Consider the following 20,989-nt stretch of genomic DNA (forward strand, 5'->3'; position numbering starts at 1 on the left):
GGGGAACGTCTCCTACTCGGGGGTTTCGTCGAGCGCGTGGCCCACCAGGGCCAAGAGGGTCTCGATCACCGAGATCCGGCGCCGCGCATCCATGATCATGACAGGTATGTGCGGGGGGATGGTGAGCGCCTCCCGCACGTCGTCCGGCTCGAACCGCTCGCTGTCGTCGAAGTGGTTGACGCCGACGATGTACGGCAGTCCGCAGCTCTCGAAGTAGTCCAGCGCGGGGAAGCAGTCCTTCAGCCGGCGGGTGTCGGCGAGGACGACCGCGCCGATCGCGCCGCGCACCAGGTCGTCCCACATGAACCAGAACCGCTGCTGGCCCGGCGTGCCGAACAGGTAGAGCACGAGGTCGTCGTCGAGCGTGAGGCGGCCGTAGTCCATGGCGACCGTGGTGGTGATCTTCTCGGGCGTGCCGGTGAGGTCGTCGGTCTCCTCGCTGGCCTCGGTCATCAGCGCCTCGGTCTGGAGGGGCTCGATCTCCGAGACAGTGCCGACGAGGGTGGTCTTGCCGACGCCGAAGCCGCCCGCCACCACGATCTTCGTCGCGATGGGGGCGCGGGTCCGGTCCAGCTGCCAGGGCTGCAGGGGCTCGTCGGGTTCGACGGGCGGGGTGACGCCAAAGGAGGAGGCGGCGTCAGAGACGACGGAGTCCACTCAGCACCCTTTCCAGCAGAGCGCGGTCGGGACGGCCCGTACCGTGAGCGGTACCGGTGCCGTACACACGGATCTTTCCCTGGTCCGCGAGGTCGCTGAGGAGCACCCGGACCACGCCGAGCGGCATCTTCAGCAGCGCGGCGATCTCGGCCACCGTGCGCATCCGGCGGCACAGTTCGACGATGGCCAGCAGCTCCGGCATGACCGCCGACCTGAGCGAGCCTCCCCCATAGCTCAACACATGGGAGGTGCCCCCAGTCAGCTCCCTGCGCTCCTCGGGCGCTTCGAGGGCCGCCACGAAGGTCTCGACGAGCAGGACGTGCCCGAAGCGGGTGCGGCCGCCGGTGAGCGAGTAGGGGCGCACCCGGGCGGGCTTGCGGTCGCCGCCGCGGACGGGGAGCTGCTGCCTGGCGTTCTCGGGGCGCGTACTCATCGGACGCTCCCGGCCGACTCCGACTCGGGTTCGGACCCCGACTCCGCGGCCTCCAGGGATTTCCTCAGCTCGCTGCGGAGCTCCGGGGTCAGGACGTGTCCGGCGCGGCCCACGAAGAGGGCCATGTGGTACGCCACCACGCTCATGTCGCAGTCGGCGGAGCCGTGCACGCCGAGGAGCGAGCCGTCGCTGATCGACATGACGAAGAGGCTGCCCTCCGCCATCGCGATCATGGTGTGCTTCACCCCGCCGAACGCCATGAGCTTGGCGGCGCCGATGGTGAGGCTGCCGATGCCGGAGACGATGGTCGCGAGGTCGGCGGAGGATCCGCGCGGGCCGGAAGGTTTCGTCTCGCGGGCCTGACGTGCCTCGTCGTTGCGGCCTGGGTCCGAGGACAGCAGGAGCAGACCGTCGGAGGAGACGACCGCGACGGACTGGATGCCGGGCACCTCCTCCACGAGGTTCGTCAACAGCCAGTGCAGGTTTCGGGCTTCACTGCTCAGTCCGAAGGTACTGGGCGCGGTCAACTGCTTGCCTCCTCGACTGTGCCCCCCGTGTCATCTTCGGCGTGTGCGTGTGCTTCTTGAGCTCTGTGGGATGCCTGATGCGCCGGAGCTGACGGGACCTTGTTCTGGCCCGTCCGTTCGGCGATCTCCGCTTCCACATCGCGGTAGCCGGCCTGCGCCCCCTGACGGAATCCGCCCAGACGGCGGCGGAGGGCTTCCGCGTCGACGGAACCGGTCCGCTGGCGCGGGGCTTGTGCGGGTGCGGTGATCTTGGGGGTGCGCTTGGGGAGGCCCTTGTCGGTGACGGGTTCCACGGTTGCGTCCGGTGCGTCCAGGACGTCCGGGACGCGGCTGTGCTCGGCGCTGCTGTCGTCACCGCTTTCTTCGGGTCCGGGTTCGGGCGCCGGTTGCGGGGTCGGCAGCAGGAGTTCCATCGTCGTCTCGGCTGCCGTCTCCGGGGCCCGGTCCGGGGCGGGTTCCGGGGCCGGTTCCGGAGTCTGCGCCTGGCGTGCCGTCTTCTCCGCCAGGGCGATCAGCGGGTCCGTGGACTTGGCACGGCCCGGCAGGACGTTGGAGTTGGCCTCCGCGTCGGCGCCGGGCAGGGTGAAGGTGTGGTGGGCGGCCGAGGCCGGGGTCGCCGAGGGGATCGCGGCGGTCGGGGCCGCTGCCAGGAGCGGGATCGGCAGGACGACGACCGCGGCCACCCCGCCCTGCTTCTGCTCGCGAAGGCGCACCCGCACCCCGTGCCGGTGGGCGAGCCGGGCCACCACGTACAGGCCGAGGCCGAGACCCTCCTCGCCCTCCTGGTCGTAGGGCGTCTCGGGGTCGAACTCGGCGAGACGGGCGTTGAGGCGGCCCATCCGCTCGTCGGTCATGCCGATGCCCTCGTCCTGGACGGAGAGCATGACCTCGCCGCTCTCCAGGAGCCAGCCGGAGACCTCGACGGGCAGGTCCGGCGGGGAGAACGAGGTGGCGTTCTCCATGAGTTCGGCCAGCAGATGACTCAGGTCGTCCGCGGCGAAGCCGGCCACGTGCGCGTGCGGGGGCAGCGCGGATATCCGTACGCGCTCGTAGCGCTCGATCTCGCTGACCGCCGCGCGGACCACGTCCACCAGCGGGATCGGGCCCGCGTGCTGCTGGACGTGTTCGGTGCCGGCCAGGACCAGCAGGTTCTCGCTGTGGCGGCGCATGACCGTGGCGAAGTGGTCGAGCTTGAAGAGGGTGGCCAGCCGGTCGGGGTCCTGCTCGCGCTCCTCCAGGCCCTCGATGACGGCGAGTTGGCGCTCGACCAGGCCGAGGGTGCGCAGGGCGAGGTTGACGAAGGTGCTGCTGATGCTGTCGCGCAGGCCGTCCAGCTGGGTGGCCGAGTCGGTGAGTTCGGCGCGCAGCTCCTCGCGGGCGTCGGCCATCCGCTGGCGCTGCCCGACCAGGTGCTTGCGGTCGGACTCCAGGGTGGTGACGCGTTCGTGGAGGGCGACGGCGTGCTGGTGCAGGGCGTTGACGGAGCGGACGACCTGGGCGAACTCGTCGTTGCGGCCGGTGAACCTGACGGGTTCCTCAGCCGCCGGGTTCTCGGCCTCCGCGAGCCGCGCCGAGCCCCGGCGCAGCACGGACAGCGGGCGGGTGAGGCTGCGCGCCATGCCGGTGGCGACGACGACGGCGAGCAGCATCAGCGCGCCGAGGAGGGTGACCCGCAGCTCCAGGTCGGTGACGTCGTCGTCCCGCAGCTGGGCGAGGTCCTCGGTGCGCTTGCCGTAGAGGGAGGACTCGACGCCGCGCATCAGGTCGACCCGGGCGGAGAGCGCGGCGTCCAGTTTCTTGACGCTGGTGTCGAGGTCGGCGCCGCTGAGTTCCGGCTGGTCGGTGAGGGCCGCGAGGTATGCCTCGGCGGCGTCGACGTCGCCGCCGGTGACCGTGGAGTCGTAGGAGGCGACCGCTTCCTGCGGTGCGCCCTCCCGGAAGTCCGCGAGGGCCGCGTCGGAGCGCAGCCGGGCCTGCTGCGCGGCGGTGGTGAGGGCGTCGCGCAGCTTGGTGCCGGCGCTGGAGGAGACCTTCTCGGTGGTCGAGCGCCCGGTGAGGGGGTCGTACTCGGTCTCGATCCGCGTCGGCACGTTCAGCGCGGAGAGCAGCAGTCCCCGGGCCGCGGAGGCCTGTTGGACGGCGGTGTCGAGTTCGGCGAGGGCGTATGCGCCGGAGCCCGCGCGGGGCGGCATCTGCTCGGCGAGCCGGTCGACGAGGACGTGGAGGGCGGTGATGGCCCGGGAGTACGCCTCGTGCGCCTGGAGTGCCGAGCTCTTGCCGGTGAGGGCCGCCTGCCGCACGGTCGGGACGGAGCCGAGGGCCTCGCGCAGCGCGGCGGAGACCTCCGTCTCGGTGGTCAGCTCGCGCACCTGCCGGTCCACCCGGGCGCTGCCCTCGGTGGTGGGCGCCTTGGACTTCACCCGGCCGGCCGCCACATAGGTGGTGACCTCGTCGCGCTCGTCCGCGAGGGACTGGGCGAGGGCGAGGGCGTCCTGGGTCTGTTCGGCGAGGGTGACCAGGTCCTGGGCGTCCTTCAACTGGCCGGAGGCGGCCAGGATCGAGGGGGCGCCGGCCCCGGCGATCGCGGCGGCCACGACGGCCACCCCGACGATCAGCCGGTTGCGTACGTGGGTCGGACGGCCCTTGCCGACGGGGGTGCGCTCCGCGCCCCCCTCGGAGGCTGTCTGCCTGCCTGTACGCCGAGGCCGCGTCTTCTGCACCGGTGCTCGCATTCCTGACTCGTGTACCCATGGGCCGGATGTGACGCTCCGTCAACTGGCGCGTACGTCCGGTACGGCTCCCGACCCTCCCAGTGCCGGTGGGCAGGGGCCGCGCATCGCTTGCCCCGCCACCCGAAGGAGTGAACATCGGAGGGGAGTTGGCGGGCAAGTTCCTCTGGCGTGCGCAGCGGCCTTGTGCGGCAGGCCGGTTGGACGTGGGCGGCGGGCTTTGACAGTATTCGCCGCCACGTCTTCCCGGAGTGCTGCATTCCTACCCAAAGCACCCGTCTGACCTGCGGCGGTGCAACCGTTCGGCGAACGATGCCAGCCTTTTGCGAAGACTGTGAGGGGGTCGTGCAGACTGGCCGAATGCGTACGGAACTTGTGTCGGAGGCGGGCGATCGGGCGCGCCCCGACGAGGACTTCGCGAGCGTCGGGCTTTCCGCCTCCGGACAGGGCGGTTCGCTCGTCGTCCTGGACGGGGTGACGCCGCCGAAGGGCGACGCGGGCTGTCTGCATCCGGTCCCCTGGTTCACCGCGCGACTGGGCGGCGCCCTGACCGAACTGACCGTTTCACTCATGGATGTTCCGCTGGCCGAGGCGCTCGCCCTCGCCATCGCGCGTACCGCCGAGGCCCATGCCGAAACCTGTGACCTTTCTCACCCACGCACCCCTCAGGCCACCGTGGTTCTCGCGCGTTGGTCGCCGGAGCTCGTCGAGTACCTGGTGCTGTGCGACGCGACGCTGCTGCTGGTGTCCCCGGACGGCACGGTCGTCCCCGTCCACGACGACCGGCTGGCCCGGCTGCCGCGTGAGCTGCTGAGGAGCGCCGAGGTCGTCGACGGCACGCTCCGCAACAGGGAGGGCGGGTTCTTCACGGCCGCGGCCGACCCCTCGGTGGCCGCCCGGGCGGTGACCGGAACCCTGCCGCGCGCGCAGGTCCGCTCCCTGGCCGCCCTGTCGGACGGGGCCGCCCGCTGGACCGAGCTCTTCCGGGAGGGTGACTGGGCGGACCTGCTCGCCGTGGTCCGCGAGGAGGGGGCCCGGTCGCTGGTGGAGCGGGTCCGGGCGCTGGAACGGGCCGACGACGCCGCCGGGCGGGCCTTCCTGGGCCGGGCGAAGACCCACGACGACGCGACGGTGGTGTGGGTGGAGCCGTAGGCCGCGGGCCGCTGCCGGCTACTTCTCCCTCTGCTTCTCCGCTTACTTCTTACTTCTCCATGCCCCGGTTCAGCTGGTTCAGCAGCCGGGCCAGCTCGGAGACCTCGGCGCGGTCCCAGTCGGAGAAATGGCTGACGTACCGCTCACGGCGGGCCTCGCGGACCCGGCGCACCCGGGTGCGGCCCTCCTCGGTGAGGTCGACCAGCCAGGCGCGGCCGTCCGCCGGGTCCGGTTCGCGGGCGACCAGGCCGAGTTCCTCCAGGGCGCGCAGCTGGCGGGACATGGTGGCCTTGCCGACGCCGATGTAGGCGGCGAGCTCCGTGGCGCGCTGGCGGCCGCACTCCTCCAGCCGGACGAGGAGCCCGTAGGCGGCGGACTCCAGGTCCGGATGGACCTCGCGGGCCATCTCGCCCTGGTTGGCGCGGGCGCGGCGCAGCAGCACCGTGAGCTCCCGTTCCAGGGAGAGGAACTCCCGGTCGCCCTGCTCCACACCACGCGACGACGTCTTGCCGTCTGTGTCCTCGTGCACGTCAGCACCCCTGATCTCGCCGCCTCGCCGCCATCGGCGCAGCACTTCAAGTATTTCGCAAGGCACGGACCGGCGGCGCTTCCCAGGGCGCGCGGCGGGTGCGGCTCGGGTATGGCGAGGGCCCGGGTCTCCCTCAGGGAACCCGGGCCCCGCCCCTCCCACGGCGTCCGTCACGCCGCCACGGGAACCTCCGACCTCGCGCCTTCGGCGGCGGGCGCGAGCGCCAGCTCCAGGACCTGGCGGACGTCCGTGACGGCGTGGACGTCGAGCTTGTCCAGCACCTCCGCGGGGACGTCGTCCAGATCGGGCTCGTTGCGCTTGGGGATGACGACGGTGGTGACGCCGGCCCGGTGCGCGGCGAGCAGCTTCTGCTTCACGCCGCCGATGGGCAGCACCCGGCCGGTCAGCGAGACCTCGCCGGTCATCGCCACGTCGGTGCGGACGAGCCGGCCGGACAGCAGGGACGCGAGGGCGGTCGTCATGGTGACGCCGGCGCTCGGGCCGTCCTTGGGGACCGCGCCCGCCGGGAAGTGGATGTGCACGCCCCGGTCCTTGAGGTCGCCCACGGGCAGTTCCAGTTCGGCGCCGTGGCTGCGCAGGAAGCTCAGCGCGATCTGCGCCGACTCCTTCATCACGTCGCCGAGCTGACCGGTCAGGGTCAGACCCGACCCGCCCGTCTCCGGGTCGGCCAGCGACGCCTCGACGAAGAGGACGTCGCCGCCCGCTCCGGTCACCGCGAGGCCGGTCGCGACTCCGGGCACGGCGGTGCGGCGCTCGGCCGGGTCCTGGGCGGACTCGGGGACGTGGTGCGGCCGGCCGATCAGGGCGCGCAGGTCCTCGTCCCGGACGGTGAACGGCAGCTTGCGCTCGCCGAGTTCGTGCTGGGCCGCGATCTTGCGCAGCAGCCGGGCGATGGACCGCTCCAGGGTGCGCACGCCCGCCTCGCGGGTGTACTCGCCGGCGAGCTTGCGCAGCGCGCTCTCGTCGAGCGCCACCTCGTCCTTGTCCAGGCCCGCCCGCTCCAGCTGGCGCGGGAGCAGGTGGTCGCGGGCGATGACGACCTTCTCGTCCTCGGTGTAGCCGTCGAGGCGGACCAGCTCCATGCGGTCGAGCAGGGCCTCCGGGATGGCTTCGAGCACGTTGGCGGTGGCCAGGAAGACCACGTCCGACAGGTCGAGCTCGACCTCCAGGTAGTGGTCCCGGAAGGTGTGGTTCTGGGCCGGGTCGAGGACCTCCAGCAGGGCGGCCGCCGGGTCGCCCCGGAAGTCGGAGCCCACCTTGTCGATCTCGTCGAGCAGGACCACCGGGTTCAGCGACCCGGCCTCCTTGATCGCCCGCACGATCCGGCCGGGCAGCGCGCCGACGTAGGTGCGGCGGTGGCCGCGGATCTCGGCCTCGTCCCGGACGCCGCCGAGGGCGACGCGGACGAACTTGCGGCCCATGGCGTGGGCGACGGACTCGCCGAGGCTGGTCTTGCCGACGCCGGGCGGGCCGACGAGCGCGAGCACGGCGCCGCCGCGCCGGCCGCCCACGACACCGAGGCCGCGTTCGCCGCGTCGCTTGCGCACGGCCAGGTACTCGGTGATGCGCTCCTTCACGTCGTCGAGACCGGCGTGCTCGGCGTCGAGGACGGCGCGGGCGCCCTGGATGTCGTAGCGGTCCTCGGTCCGTTCGTTCCACGGCAGTTCGAGGACGGTGTCCAGCCAGGTGCGGATCCAGGAGCCCTCGGGCGACTGGTCGCTGGACCGCTCCAGCTTGTCGACCTCCTTGAGGGCGGCCTCGCGGACCTTCTCGGGCAGGTCGGCGGCCTCGACGCGGGCGCGGTAGTCGTCCGACTCCTCGCCCTCCTGCTCGCCGTTGAGCTCGCGCAGCTCCTTGCGGACGGCATCGAGCTGGCGGCGCAGCAGGAACTCGCGCTGCTGCTTGTCGACGCCCTCCTGGACGTCCTTGGCGATGGTCTCGGCGACGTCCTGCTCGGCGAGGTGCTCGCGCAGTTGCTGGGTGGCGAGCTTCAGCCGGGCCACCGCGTCGGCGGTCTCCAGCAGCTCGACCTTCTGTTCGGTGGTCAGGAACGGCGAGTAGCCGGAGTTGTCGGCGAGCGCGGAGACGTCGTCGATGGCCTGGACGCGGTCGACGACCTGCCAGGCGCCGCGCTTGCGCAGCCACGCGGTGGCGAGCGCCTTGTACTCCTTGACGAGTTCGGCGACCTGACCGGGCAGCGGCTCGGGCACGCTTTCGTCGACCCGCGTCCCCTCGACCCACAGGGCGGCGCCGGGGCCGGTGGTGCCGGCGCCGATCTGCACCCGGCCGCGGCCGCGGATCAGCGCGCCCGGGTCGCCGTCGGCGAGGCGGCCGACCTGTTCGACGGTGCCGAGCACACCCGTGCTCGCGTACGTCCCGTCGATGCGCGGCACCAGGAGTACCTGAGGCTTGCCCGGTGTTGAACGGGCGGCGGCCTGGGCGGCCTCGACCGCGGCGCGCACGTCCGTGTCGTTGAGGTCCAGTGGAACCACCATGCCGGGGAGCACGACCTCGTCATCGAGAGGCAGCACGGGCAGGGTGAGCAGTACGGACGTCGATGCCATGATCTCCCCTTAGGCAGTCAAGTTGAGCTATGCCGACTCAATGCACCTGAGCCCCTGAATGTTCCCCACGGGGCCGCCCGTTCGCTGTGGGCGATCACAACGGGTCCGGCGCCTCGTCGTGCGCACGCTCCGGCGCACTGCGGGTCGCACAGGGCGCGAGCACCGGCGTACCGGGGGCCACACCGGAGGGGCCGACGGCGTACGGGTCGCCGGGCCGGCCCGTCGGGGCGCCGCTGACCAGCGCGAAGCCCGGCGGAAGCACACGCGGGTGACGTCCGGCGGCCGAGAGGGCGCACCCTGCGGTGCCGCACGACGGGGCACGCCCCTCACGCCCCCTCCCCGTACCCCGCTCACTTCCGGCATTCGCCCCGAAGCGTCCCCTCCCGCGACCACAATGCGCATATGACCGATGACTGGAAGCGACGTCTCGACGCCCTCCACGCCGAGTTGGTCCGCCGCGACGACCCCGTCGCCTGGGTGACGGAGGCGGACGCCGTCGAGGCCTCCCGGCGTTATCCGCACATCGCGCTGCGCGGGCCCGTCTTCGGCATCGCCGCGCGCGACCCGGCCGCCGAGCCGCGCTGGCGGCTGCTGAAACCGATGGTGGACGGCATGCCCCAGCAGGCCCGGGACGGGCTCAACTCGCATCTGTGGTTCAAGGCGAAGGACGGCGCCGGCGGCCCGGCGGCCCGGCGTGAGCTGCTGGCGGCCGTGGCCGTGCTGGAGCGGGCGCCGGCCGACGAGGTGGAGGCGCTGGGCGTGCGCTACCGGGTGGTGCGCGGCGACGAGTTCGCCCGCACCGGCGACGACGGCCTGGAGCCGCCCCGGCCCACCGACCCGGAGACCACGGCCCCGTCCTGGGAGGACCAGAGCGCCGCCCCGTCACCCGACGTGGGCTTCGTCCTCGACCCCGGCCGGGACGAGGGCCCGATGGCGGGCGCCCTGCGACTGGGTCTGCGCGACTTCACGTACACGGGGGCCCGGTTCCCGGCCGACGTGCGCGCCGACTCGGCGCGGGCGACCAGGACGCACCCGGACGTGGTCCGGCTGCCCGTCGGCTTCTCGGTGGCCGAACGCGACGACTCGGGCTGGACCCCGTGCGGGTCGCTCACGGCGACCCCGCACGAGGCGCGCCGCACGCTGTACGAGGGGATGTCCCGCGTGTGGGCGATGCTGTACCGCTTCGACGAGCGGAAGAAGGCCCTGTACGCGCGGGCCGCGGAGGCGTTCAGGAACGCGGGCCGGGCCGACGAGGCGCGGGTGGAGGACCGGCTGTTCCGGATCTGCCGTGTCGAGCGGATGGTCCGCCTCGGCCCGGACGGCCCCGAGCCGCCCCGCCCGTCGGACGTCGACGAGTACGGCCCGATGAAGCTCCACCCGACCCTGCACGAGGACGGAACGGTCCAGTTCGAGGACTAGGGCCTGTCCGGTCCGAGGCCCGGTGCGGCCTCGGCCCAGCGACGGACCCAGGGCCAGGTGGCGATGCCTGTCGTCAGGGCGATCAGGTGGCCCCAGTTCGTCAGCGGGTCGGTGAAGGCGATCAGGTCCTGGAGCAGCATCCCGCCGAAGGCGGCGAGCAGGGGCCAGCGCAGCCATGGTGCGAGCAGCCCGGCCAGCGCGCCGACGGACGCGGCGACGCCGAAGCTGATGCCGTAGTCGAGGCGGTGCAGCGAACTGTCGGGCAGCCGGCCCACCAGCACGGCCAGACCGACCGGGACCTCGGTCGCGAGGGTGGCCAGGACGTGCCCGATCAGGAAGACGAGCGCCGTGCGGGCCCCGCCGATGCGCCGTTCCAGCAGGGTGAGGACGACCAGGAAGCTGAGCGTGAAGAGCGAGGCGAAGCCGCCCGCCACCCACAGCGCGCTGCCCACCAGCACCAGCACCGGGGTCTGCACCAGGTGCGCCACGTCGGTGCTGAACCCCTGGTGAAGGGTGTGCACGAGGGTGGGGTCCAGCTGCTCGGTGACGTACGAGGTGAGGGCGAGGACGGCCGCGTAGGCCAGGGTGAAGGGCACCGGGAGCCGGAAGCGCGGTGGAGAGCCCGCAGCGGCGGGCGGCGCGGCGGGCGGCCGGGCGGGGCGCGGAGCGCGCTGGCCCGGGATGCCGTCCAGCAGTGCGGAGACTTCGGGCAGGGGCGGGCCCGTGGGGGCGACCGTACGTTCCACCGTGAGGCGCTCCTTCCGTTTCACTCCACCTTTCGGGTCGCGGCTGACCGCTGTCTGTGACGGGGGCCACGTCGAAGCCGATTCACAGGAAGCTCCGAGGCTTCTCCCTGCTGATTCCCGGCCGCTCAGAGCCTGTTCCGAACAGGTGTGCGTCAACCCCACTCGTCACACACGGAATTCCCTCAACAAACCGTCAGGGAACTGCCAGGATGGACCGATGCCCATCCCGTACGACATCCCCGACGCGCCGCAGGTACTGGACCGTCGCGAGGGCCCCTACGGTGAGGTCGTCCTGCGCCGGCACGGGGAGTTGCTCCAGATCATCGCCAACGGCTGCTTCCTGATGGACACCTCGGACGGCCGCTCGGAACGCCTGCTGGTCGACGCGGCACGGGACGCGCTGGACGACCGTCCGGCCCCGGACCTGCTGATCGGCGGCCTCGGCGTCGGCTTCTCGCTCGCGCACGCCGCCGCCGATCCCCGTTGGGGCGAGGTCACGGTCGTGGAGCGCGAACGCGCCGTCATCGACTGGCACCTCGACGGCCCGTTGGCCGCGCTCTCCGGACCGGCGCTCGCCGACCCCCGTACGAAGATCGTCGAAACGGACCTCCTCGACTACGTCAATGAGACATGCGACACGTTCGACGCGGTGTGCCTGGACATCGACAACGGGCCCGACTGGACCGTCACCGAGGGCAACGACAGCCTCTACTCGACGGCCGGACTCGCAAGCTGCGCACGGGTGTTGAGACCCGGTGGAGTACTGGCCGTATGGTCGGCCCGGCCCTCTCCGGAATTCGAGGGAACCATGAGGAATGCCGGGTTCCAACAGGTGCGTACCGAAGAGATCCAGGTTGCCCGGGGAGTGCCGGACGTGGTGCACCTCGCCGTCCGACCTGGATAGCAAACCCGCGGTGACTCCCCGTACGCTGCACCCCTGACGCCGATCATTCATGCGTCAACCGCAGTCATGCGCAGACAAGGGATCACCCCACTGGTTCCGGAAAGCACACTCAGGGGCGGGCGATGGAGCAGACACACACCGCACACAACACCACGGCGACGGCGACGCCAGGCGCACAGCGGCGCGTCCTGGTGGTAGAGGACGACCCGACGATCGTCGACGCCATCGCGGCCCGCCTGCGCGCCGAGGGATTCCTCGTGCAAACGGCGGGGGACGGCCCGGCGGCCGTCGACACCGCCGAGGCCTGGCAGCCCGATCTGCTGATCCTCGACATCATGCTGCCCGGCTTCGACGGTCTGGAGGTCTGCCGTCGTGTGCAGGCCGCCCGTCCGGTGCCGGTGCTGATGCTCACCGCGCGCGACGACGAGACCGACATGCTGGTCGGGCTCGGCGTGGGCGCGGACGACTACATGACCAAGCCGTTCTCGATGCGGGAGCTGGCGGCACGCGTGCACGTGCTGCTGCGCCGGGTGGAACGGGCCGCGATCGCGGCGACGACCCCGCGCAGCGGGATCCTGCGGCTCGGCGAGCTGGAGATCGACCACGCACAGCGCCGGGTGCGGGTGCGCTCGGAGGACGTGCACCTCACGCCCACCGAGTTCGACCTGCTGGTCTGCCTGGCGAACACCCCGCGCGCGGTGCTCTCCCGGGAGCAGCTCCTCGCCGAGGTCTGGGACTGGGCGGACGCCTCCGGCACCCGCACCGTCGACAGCCACATCAAGGCGCTGCGGCGGAAGATCGGCGCCGAGCGGATCCGCACGGTGCACGGCGTGGGCTACGCGCTGGAGACCCCGACGCCATGAGCTCCGGGCCGGACGGACCGAGAAGCCCCGGGGAGCCCTGGGGCCGCGTACGCCCGTTCTCGATCAAGACCAAGCTGGGCGCGCTGGTCGTCATCGCGGTGCTCATCACCACCGGTCTGATGATGATCGCCATGCGCACGGCGACGGAGCTGCGCTTCATCACGGTCTTCTCGATGATCGCCACACTGTTGATCACGCAGTTCGTGGCTCATTCGCTCACCGCGCCGCTGGACGAGATGAACACGGTGGCCCGGTCCATCTCGCACGGCGACTACACCCGCCGGGTGCGCGAGAACCGCGGTGACGAGCTGGGCGACCTGGCCCAGACGATCAACGTCATGGCGGACGAGCTGGAGGCGCAGGACCGGCAGCGCAAGGAGCTGGTGGCCAACGTCTCGCACGAGTTGCGCACGCCCATCGCGGGCCTGCGCGCCGTCCTGGAGAACGTGGTCGACGGCATCGCCGAGGCCGACACCGAGACGATGCGCACGGCGCTGAAGCAGACGGAGCGGCTCGGGCGGCTGGTGGAGACCCTGCTGGACCTGTCCCGCCTCGACAACGGCGTCGTCCCGCTGCGCAGGCGGCGCTTCGAGGTGTGGCCGTATCTGTCCGGCGTGCTCAAGGAGGCCAACATGGTCGCCTCCGCGCGCGCCACCATGGGCTCGGGCGGCAACCACACGCGCACGGACGTCCATCTGCACCTGGACGTCTCCCCGCCGGAGCTGACCGCGCACGCGGACCCGGAGCGCATCCACCAGGTCGTCGCCAACCTGATCGACAACGCCGTCAAGCACAGCCCACCGCACGGACGGGTGACGGTGAAGGCGCGGCGCGGGCCGCAGCCGGAGTCGCTGGCGCTGGAGGTGCTGGACGAGGGGCCCGGCATTCCGCGCTCGGAGTGGCACCGCGTGTTCGAGCGGTTCAACCGGGGAGCCGTCCGCCGGCCGCACGGCCCGGGCAGCGACGGCGGCACGGGCCTCGGGCTGGCGATCGCCCGCTGGGCGGTCGATCTTCACGGCGGCCGGATCGGAGTGGCCGAATCCGAGCGGGGTTGCCGGATTCTTATCACCCTTCCGGGAGAGTCATCCGTCCCAAGTTGACGTAAAGTTCGAACCGGAGCCACAAGATCCACGGGCGTTCGCACAGTCGGACACGTGTGATCAGGCAGAGGACCGGCCCAGGTCGGCACGGGTTCGCACGTTCGGCGTGCGCGACCTGCATCAACCTTTCCCTTTTGCAGCGCAACCGCGCTTGTTTCCCGCCATTTCCACCCGCGAAACGCGCTTTCCGATGTGACTTACGCGACGATGGCCCGGCTCGACCTGACCTTCACCCTCCCGGGGGCGTAGCCTTTATTCCCGCTGTCCATAACCTTGTGAAGCGGAAGAGGGCGGTTGCCGCCGTGTCGCCACAGTCCCCCAGTAACGCATCGAGCATCTCGACCGACGCAGACCAAGCGGGCAAGAATCCCGCGGCCGCGTTCGGACCGAACGAGTGGCTCGTCGACGAGATCTATCAGCAGTACCTCCAGGACCCGAACTCGGTAGACCGTGCCTGGTGGGACTTCTTCGCCGACTACAAGCCGGGGGCTGCTGCTCCCTCGGCTCCGGCGGGTACTGCGGCCGCGGGGGCCGCAGCGACCACCAGCACGCCCCCGGCGCCCGCCGCCCCGGCTGCTGCGGCCCCGGCCGCGCCCGCCGCTCCGGCCCCCGCGCCGGCCCCGGCCGCCGTGCCGAAGCCCGCGGCCGCCCCGGCGGCTGCTGCGGCTGCGGCTCCCGCTCCGGTGAAGGCGGCCCCGGCCGCCGCGAAGCCCGCGCCCGCCGCTGCGGCTCCCGCAGCGCCCGAGGGCCCGGAGTTCGTGACGCTGCGCGGCCCGTCCGCCGCGGTCGCCAAGAACATGAACGCCTCGCTGGAGCTGCCCACGGCCACGTCCGTGCGCGCGGTCCCGGTGAAGCTGCTGTTCGACAACCGCATCGTCATCAACAACCACCTCAAGCGGGCCCGGGGCGGGAAGATCTCCTTCACGCACCTGATCGGCTTCGCGATGGTGCAGGCCATCAAGGCCATGCCGTCGATGAACTGGCACTACGCGGAGAAGGACGGGAAGCCCACCCTCGTCAAGCCGGCGCACGTCAACTTCGGCCTGGCCATCGACCTGGTGAAGCCCAACGGCGACCGCCAGCTCGTCGTCGCCGGCATCAAGAAGGCCGAGACGCTGAACTTCTTCGAGTTCTGGCAGGCCTACGAGGACATCGTCCGCCGCGCCCGCGAGGGCAAGCTGACGATGGACGACTTCACCGGCGTCACCGTCTCGCTGACGAACCCCGGCGGCCTCGGCACCGTCCACTCCGTGCCGCGTCTGATGCCCGGCCAGTCGGTCATCATGGGCGTCGGCTCGATGGACTACCCCGCGGAGTTCCAGGGCACCAGCCAGGACACCCTGAACAAGCTCGGCATCGCGAAGGTCATGACGCTCACGTCGACCTACGACCACCGGGTCATCCAGGGCGCCGCCTCCGGCGAGTTCCTGCGGATCGTCGCGAACTACCTGCTCGGCGAGAGCGGCTTCTACGACGAGATCTTCGAGGCGCTGCGCATCCCCTACGAGCCGGTCCGCTGGCTCAAGGACATCGACGCCAGCCACGACGACGACGTCACCAAGGCCGCGCGCGTCTTCGAGCTGATCCACTCCTACCGGGTCCGCGGCCATGTCATGGCCGACACCGACCCGCTGGAGTACCGCCAGCGCAAGCACCCCGACCTCGACATCACCGAGCACGGCCTCACCCTGTGGGACCTGGAGCGCGAGTTCGCGGTCGGCGGCTTCTCGGGCAAGTCCCTGATGAAGCTGCGCGACATCCTCGGCGTGCTGCGCGACTCGTACTGCCGCACCACCGGCGTCGAGTTCATGCACATCCAGGACCCGAAGCAGCGCCGCTGGATCCAGGACCGCATCGAGCGCCCGCACAGCAAGCCGGAGCGCGAGGAGCAGCTGCGCATCCTGCGCCGGCTGAACGCGGCGGAGGCCTTCGAGACCTTCCTGCAGACCAAGTACGTCGGCCAGAAGCGGTTCTCCCTGGAGGGCGGCGAGTCCGTCATCCCGCTGCTGGACGCCGTCCTGGACAGCGCCGCCGAGTCCCGCCTGGACGAGGTCGTCATCGGCATGGCCCACCGCGGCCGGCTGAACGTGCTCGCCAACATCGTCGGCAAGTCGTACGCGCAGATCTTCCGCGAGTTCGAGGGCAACCTCGACCCGAAGTCGATGCACGGCTCCGGCGACGTGAAGTACCACCTGGGCGCCGAGGGCACCTTCACCGGTCTGGACGGCGAGCAGATCAAGGTCTCGCTGGCCGCGAACCCGTCCCACCTGGAGACGGTCGACCCGATCATCGAGGGCATCAGCCGCGCCAAGCAGGACATCATCAACAAGGGCGGCACGGACTTCACCGTCCTGCCGGTCGCCCTGCACGGCGACGCGGCCTTCGCGGGCCAGGGCGTGGTGGCCGAGACCCTGAACATGTCGCAGCTGCGCGGCTACCGCACCGGCGGCACGGTCCACATCGTCATCAACAACCAGGTCGGCTTCACGGCGGCTCCCGAGTCGTCGCGTTCCTCGATGTACGCCACCGACGTGGCCCGCATGATCGAGGCCCCGATCTTCCACGTGAACGGCGACGACCCCGAGGCCGTCGTGCGCGTCGCGCGCCTGGCCTTCGAGTTCCGTCAGGCGTTCAACAAGGACGTGGTGATCGACCTCATCTGCTACCGCCGCCGCGGTCACAACGAGTCGGACAACCCGGCCTTCACCCAGCCGCTGATGTACGACCTGATCGACAAGAAGCGCTCGGTGCGCAAGCTCTACACCGAGTCCCTCATCGGTCGCGGCGACATCACCCTGGAAGAGGCCGAGCAGGCGCTGCAGGACTACCAGGGCCAGCTGGAGAAGGTCTTCACGGAGGTCCGCGAGGCCGTCACCGCGCAGCCCGCCACCGGCCCGGTGTCGGACCCGCAGGCGGAGTTCCCGGTCGCCGTGAACACCGCGATCTCCACGGAGACCGTGAAGCGGATCGCCGAGTCCCAGGTCAACATCCCCGACTACTTCCACGTCCACCCGCGTCTGCTGCCGCAGCTGCAGCGCCGGGCGTCGATGGTCGAGGACGGCACGATCGACTGGGGCATGGGCGAGACCCTCGCCGTCGGCTCGCTGCTGCTCGAGGGCACCCCGGTCCGGCTGTCCGGCCAGGACTCCCAGCGCGGCACGTTCGGTCAGCGTCACGCGGTCCTCATCGACCGTGAGACGGGCGAGGAGCACACCCCGCTCCAGTACCTCGCCGAGGACCAGGCGCGCTACAACGTCTACAACTCCCTCCTCTCCGAGTACGCGGTCATGGGCTTCGAGTACGGCTACTCGCTGGCCCGCCCCGACGCGCTCGTGATGTGGGAGGCGCAGTTCGGCGACTTCGTCAACGGCGCGCAGACGGTCGTCGACGAGTACATCTCGGCGGCGGAGCAGAAGTGGGGCCAGACGTCCGGCGTCACGCTCCTGCTCCCCCACGGCTACGAGGGCCAGGGCCCGGACCACTCCTCGGCCCGCGTCGAGCGGTTCCTGCAGCTCTGCGCCCAGAACAACATGACGGTCGCGATGCCGACGCTCCCGTCGAACTACTTCCACCTCCTGCGGTGGCAGGTGCACAACCCGCACCACAAGCCGCTGGTCGTCTTCACCCCGAAGTCGATGCTGCGCCTCAAGGCCGCCGCGTCGAAGGCGGAGGAGTTCACCACGGGCCAGTTCCGCCCGGTCATCGGTGACGCCTCGGTCGACCCGAACGCGGTCAAGAAGGTCGTCTTCTGCACCGGCAAGGTCTACTACGACCTCGAGGGCGAGCGGCAGAAGCGCGGGGTCACGGACACGGCGATCATCCGCCTCGAGCGGCTGTACCCGCTGCCCGGCGCGGAGGTCCAGGCCGAGGTGAACAAGTTCCCGAACGCCGAGAAGTACATCTGGGCGCAGGAGGAGCCGGCCAACCAGGGCGCGTGGCCGTTCATCGCGCTGAACCTGATCGACCACCTGGACCTCGCGGTCGGCGCGGACGTCCCGCACGGCGAGCGGCTGCGGCGCATCTCGCGCCCGCACGGCTCGTCCCCGGCGGTCGGTTCCGCGAAGCGCCACCAGGCGGAGCAGGAACAGCTGGTGCGTGAGGTGTTCGAGGCCTGAGCCTCGCCGCCCGCTGAACGCGCTTGACGTCGAAGGGCCCGCCCCCGGAGGTTTCCGGGGGCGGGCCCTTCAGCGTTGCGAACCGGGTCGTCGCTCAGGTCGTCTGGGGTTCGAAGTCCCAGTACGGCCGGTTGCGGGAGCGGGCCGAGATGGTGTGGACGTGCTGCTTGCCCAAGGTCGCCTCCAGGTCGGAGAGGGCCTCCTGCTCGACCTTCTCCGCCTGTCGGCGGTCCCGCAGTCCGCGCAGGTCGGCCGCGTGCGCGACACGGGCGGAGAGGGTGAGCGGGTGGGTGCGTCCCAGCAGTTCGGTGGCCAGGGTCACGGTGTCCCGGCTGAGGGCCGCCGCGCTCTCGGTGTCGCCGACGAGGTTGCGCAGGGCCGAGGCGTTGAGGGCGCACCCCAGGGTCCAGGGGTGGCTCTCCCCGACGGCCTCCGTCATGGCGGCCAGCGCCTGCTCGATGAGGACGTGGGCGTGTTCCCGCTCCCCCACGTTGCGCAGGATGAGCGCCTGGTTGGCGCGGGCTCCGGCGACGAAGGGATGGGCGTCGGCGAGCATCACCTCGTAGCGGGCGACGACGGCCTCGCTGAGCTCCCGGGCCTGGTCGATGTCGCCGTGCTCCCGGGCGAAGCAGCTCTGGGCGCAGGCGAACATGAGGGTCCACGGGTGGGTCTCGCCCATGACCCGCTCGCCGCTCTCCAGGACGGTGGTGAAGAGTTCGCCCGCCTTGGCGCGCTCACCGTTGCGGTAGTGGCACAGCGCGAGGTTGTACTCGGCCTTCAGGGTCTGCGGGTTGCTGTCGCCCATGACGATGCGGTTGTCGCGGACGCTCTGCGTCTGGATCGACTCGGCCTCGGTGTACCGGCCCAGCAGACGCAGGTCGATGGAGTAGGAGATCTGGGAGTCGAGGGTCCACGGGTGACGCCCCTTCAGCACCAGCCGCCGTGACTCCATGACCTGCCGGTCGATGGCCAGGGCCTCCTGGTAGGTGCCGAGCAGGCGCAGCGAGACGGCGACGTTGTTGCGCGCGTTCAGGGTGCGTGAGTCCTGCTCGCCGAGGAGTTCGTGGTAGGCCAGCTGGATCCAGCGGGACAGTTCGAGCGCCTCGTCGTAGCGGCCGAGGCCGCGCAGGTCGGCGGCCAGGCCGCTGGCGGCGCGCAGGTGCTCCAGGTCCTGCGGTCCGCGTTCCTCCCGCAGCTGCTCGACGGTCGCGCGGTTGATCGCCTCGGTGCGCGTGTACTCGCCGCCGGCCCGCAGCACGTTGACGTAGTGGAAGGTCAGTTCCCAGAGCCTCGGGTGACTCTCGCCGAGCACCGAGGGCCATGCCTCTATGGCGCGCTCGCCGAGCTTGATGCCGGCCGTGTACTCGCCGGAGAAGTACATGTAGCGCAGACAGTTGAGCACCATGCCCTGGACGCCGGGGTCCGTGCTCTTGAGGACGTCCGCGTACTTGAGGTGCGGCACGATCTCGGCGTACCGCTGCCACAGGCTGGTGTCGGTGGGCCGGCGTGGATCGGCCGCGGCCAGGGCCCGCCGTACGACGTCGATGAACTCGGCCCGGTCGGCGTCCGGCATGTCCTTCTGGACGATCTGGTGGACCATGCGGTGCAGGTAGAGGGACTCGCCGGTGGAGGCCCCCTCGTCGCCGAGGGTCTCGTGGGACTCCAGGCGCACCACGGAGTACTGGCGCAGCTGGCTGATCGCCTTGTTCCACAGCAGGGGGTCGTTGAGCAGTCCGGCGATCTGTTCGGGCAGATCGCCGCTCGGCATCTCCTTGAGGAGGCGTACCGGGATGAAGCCGGGCGCGAAGAAGGTGCACAGCCTGAGGAGGTCCACGGACTCGGGGACGGTCTCGCGGAGCTTGTTCAGCAGTATCGACCAGGCGGTCTGGAAGGCGAGCGGGAAGTCCGCCGAGACCTTCACGACGTCCTGGTCGATGCCGCCTTCCAGCAGCCCGATGTACTCCTGGACCGACAGGTCGGAGTCGTTGAGCCAGCCCGCCGTCTGGTCCAGCAGCAGCGGGAGGTCCTCCAGCGCGTCCGCGAGCTGGTCGGCCTCCGCCTCGGTGAGCCGTGGGGCGCGGCGGCGGATGAACGCCACCGACTCGAAGCGGTCGTACACCGGCACCTCCAGGAGCATGCTGTTGTGCTCGCTCCACTCGGGGTTGCGCGAAGTGATGATCACGTGCCCGGGGCCGGTGGGGACGAGGTCCCAGATCTGGTCGGGCTCGTCCGCGCCGTCCAGGATCAGCAGCCAGCGTGCGAAGGGGTCGCCCCGGCGCAGGGAGTCGCGTACGGCGCGCAGCCGCTCGCCGTACTCCTGTCCGGTGCGCAGGCCGAGTTTGGGGGCGAGTTCGGCCAGCAGCCGTCGGTAGGTGACCCGTTTCTCGGCGTTGACCCACCACACGACGTCGTACTCGGAGCCGAAGCGGTAGACGTACTCGGCGGCGAGCTGTGTCTTGCCCACGCCGGACATGCCGTGGAAGGTCACCACGCCCGCGCCCGGCGCCGCGCCCTGCAGCTGGTGGTAGGCGTCGTTGAGGATCGTCTCGCGGCCGGTGAAGCGGGTGTTGCGGCGCGGTACCCCGCCCCACACCTCGGGCATGGACGCGGGGAAGCGCGGGGAGCGCCGCTCGACCTCCGCGGGCTCCGGGAGCGGTCCGGCGGCCAGGCCGAGCCGCTCCACCAGGCGGCGCTCGGCCTCGTCGGCTCCGACGTTGATCAGTTCGACCGGGGCCAGCACGGCGGCGGCGGTCGGCACGGACGCCGTGGTGACGGAGACGCCCGCGAACCGGGACGGGTCGGGGGCGACGACCTCGCCGAGGGCGGCGTTCCACTCCTCGCGGGTGCGCGGCCCCAGTTGGAAGTACCACTCGCTGACCACGACGAGGATCCGGCCCTCGGCCAGTTTGAGATGGCGCAGCAGGTCCGCGAGCGGGACCTCCGCCGGGGAGTCCCACCGCTGGAACACCACGCGCAGCCCCCGGCGCTCCAGCCGGTCCCCGATCCATGCCGCCCAGGCGCGGTTGAACCCGGCGAAGCTGATCGTGACGGTCTGTTTCGCCGCCTCCCCCACGGTCGTCCCGACCGGCGTACGAGCTCCAGACATGCAGCGGCCTCCAGCGCGTAGTCCACAAAAATCCTAGAACCTCGGCGCATCGCTGGTAAGTGTGGCGGGCCCGCGAACGACACCTCGGCGCGACGATCTTTCCGCAGTGGGGGGCTCGACGCGG

General features: G+C 71.2%; 15 protein-coding genes. 6 read left to right on the forward strand and 9 right to left on the reverse strand.

The genetic code is table 11. The features are described from left to right. Positions 1-12: 12 nt before the first annotated feature. Genes ACWD4O_RS03105 through ACWD4O_RS03120 form a run of 4 tightly spaced genes read right to left on the reverse strand, consistent with a single transcriptional unit; the run spans position 13 to position 4,337 of the window. Positions 13-657, reverse strand: coding sequence for a GTP-binding protein (locus ACWD4O_RS03105; RefSeq protein ID WP_451276892.1), 645 nt, complete (start codon positions 655-657; stop codon positions 13-15). After that, on the reverse strand, positions 638-1,090 hold the full coding sequence (locus ACWD4O_RS03110) for a DUF742 domain-containing protein (RefSeq protein WP_451276894.1): 453 nt from the start codon (positions 1,088-1,090) through the stop codon (positions 638-640). Before ACWD4O_RS03110 ends, ACWD4O_RS03105 begins: the two co-directional genes overlap by 20 nt. Further along, on the reverse strand, positions 1,087-1,617 hold the full coding sequence (locus tag ACWD4O_RS03115; RefSeq protein ID WP_351903387.1) for a roadblock/LC7 domain-containing protein: 531 nt from the start codon (positions 1,615-1,617) through the stop codon (positions 1,087-1,089). Before ACWD4O_RS03115 ends, ACWD4O_RS03110 begins: the two co-directional genes overlap by 4 nt. Then, a complete protein-coding gene (locus tag ACWD4O_RS03120; protein ID WP_451276897.1) occupies positions 1,614-4,337 on the reverse strand; it encodes a nitrate- and nitrite sensing domain-containing protein in 2,724 nt (907 codons plus the stop codon). Before ACWD4O_RS03120 ends, ACWD4O_RS03115 begins: the two co-directional genes overlap by 4 nt. 369 nt (positions 4,338-4,706) lie before the next feature. Between ACWD4O_RS03120 and ACWD4O_RS03125 the strand changes: the two genes are divergently transcribed. Then, entirely contained in the window at positions 4,707-5,498 is a 792-nt protein-coding gene (locus ACWD4O_RS03125; protein ID WP_451276899.1) for a protein phosphatase 2C domain-containing protein, read from the forward strand. Positions 5,499-5,547: 49 nt separating this feature from the next. Here ACWD4O_RS03125 and ACWD4O_RS03130 read toward each other — a convergent pair whose 3' ends face one another. From ACWD4O_RS03130 to ACWD4O_RS03140, 3 genes are all read right to left on the reverse strand, one after another. After that, complete coding sequence (locus ACWD4O_RS03130; protein WP_451276901.1) at positions 5,548-6,027, reverse strand: MarR family winged helix-turn-helix transcriptional regulator; 480 nt, start codon at positions 6,025-6,027, stop codon at positions 5,548-5,550. 170 nt (positions 6,028-6,197) lie between these two features. After that, complete coding sequence (lon, locus tag ACWD4O_RS03135) at positions 6,198-8,612, reverse strand: endopeptidase La (RefSeq protein ID WP_451276903.1); 2,415 nt, start codon at positions 8,610-8,612, stop codon at positions 6,198-6,200. 94 nt (positions 8,613-8,706) lie between these two features. Continuing rightward, on the reverse strand, positions 8,707-8,874 hold the full coding sequence (locus ACWD4O_RS03140; protein WP_451276905.1) for a hypothetical protein: 168 nt from the start codon (positions 8,872-8,874) through the stop codon (positions 8,707-8,709). Between the two features lie 140 nt (positions 8,875-9,014). Here ACWD4O_RS03140 and ACWD4O_RS03145 point away from each other — a divergent pair, with 140 nt between their 5' ends. Continuing rightward, positions 9,015-10,031, forward strand: coding sequence for a DUF5954 family protein (locus ACWD4O_RS03145; RefSeq protein ID WP_451276907.1), 1,017 nt, complete (start codon positions 9,015-9,017; stop codon positions 10,029-10,031). Here ACWD4O_RS03145 and ACWD4O_RS03150 read toward each other — a convergent pair. Then, positions 10,028-10,777: a rhomboid-like protein gene (locus ACWD4O_RS03150; protein ID WP_451276909.1), complete on the reverse strand. Its 750-nt coding sequence runs from the start codon at positions 10,775-10,777 to the stop codon at positions 10,028-10,030. The genes ACWD4O_RS03145 and ACWD4O_RS03150 overlap by 4 nt on opposite strands. A 217-nt stretch (positions 10,778-10,994) precedes the next feature. Between ACWD4O_RS03150 and ACWD4O_RS03155 the strand changes: the two genes are divergently transcribed. The 4 genes from ACWD4O_RS03155 to ACWD4O_RS03170 all read left to right on the forward strand — a co-directional run bounded on the left by ACWD4O_RS03155 (position 10,995) and on the right by ACWD4O_RS03170 (position 17,759). Then, a complete protein-coding gene (locus tag ACWD4O_RS03155) occupies positions 10,995-11,681 on the forward strand; it encodes a spermine/spermidine synthase domain-containing protein (RefSeq protein ID WP_451276911.1) in 687 nt (228 codons plus the stop codon). A gap of 122 nt (positions 11,682-11,803) precedes the next feature. After that, positions 11,804-12,544 (forward strand): response regulator transcription factor, encoded by a 741-nt coding sequence (locus ACWD4O_RS03160; RefSeq protein WP_358801205.1) that lies wholly within the window; start codon positions 11,804-11,806, stop codon positions 12,542-12,544. Continuing rightward, positions 12,541-13,644: a sensor histidine kinase gene (locus tag ACWD4O_RS03165; RefSeq protein WP_451276913.1), complete on the forward strand. Its 1,104-nt coding sequence runs from the start codon at positions 12,541-12,543 to the stop codon at positions 13,642-13,644. Before ACWD4O_RS03160 ends, ACWD4O_RS03165 begins: the two co-directional genes overlap by 4 nt. Before the next feature lie 302 nt (positions 13,645-13,946). Continuing rightward, entirely contained in the window at positions 13,947-17,759 is a 3,813-nt protein-coding gene (locus ACWD4O_RS03170; RefSeq protein ID WP_451276915.1) for a multifunctional oxoglutarate decarboxylase/oxoglutarate dehydrogenase thiamine pyrophosphate-binding subunit/dihydrolipoyllysine-residue succinyltransferase subunit, read from the forward strand. A 94-nt stretch (positions 17,760-17,853) separates the two neighbouring features. Here ACWD4O_RS03170 and fxsT read toward each other — a convergent pair whose 3' ends face one another. Continuing rightward, a complete protein-coding gene (fxsT, locus tag ACWD4O_RS03175; protein ID WP_451276917.1) occupies positions 17,854-20,865 on the reverse strand; it encodes an FxSxx-COOH system tetratricopeptide repeat protein in 3,012 nt (1,003 codons plus the stop codon). Between the last annotated feature and the right edge of the window lie 124 nt (positions 20,866-20,989).

This window comes from Streptomyces sp. NPDC002623, assembly GCF_053592635.1.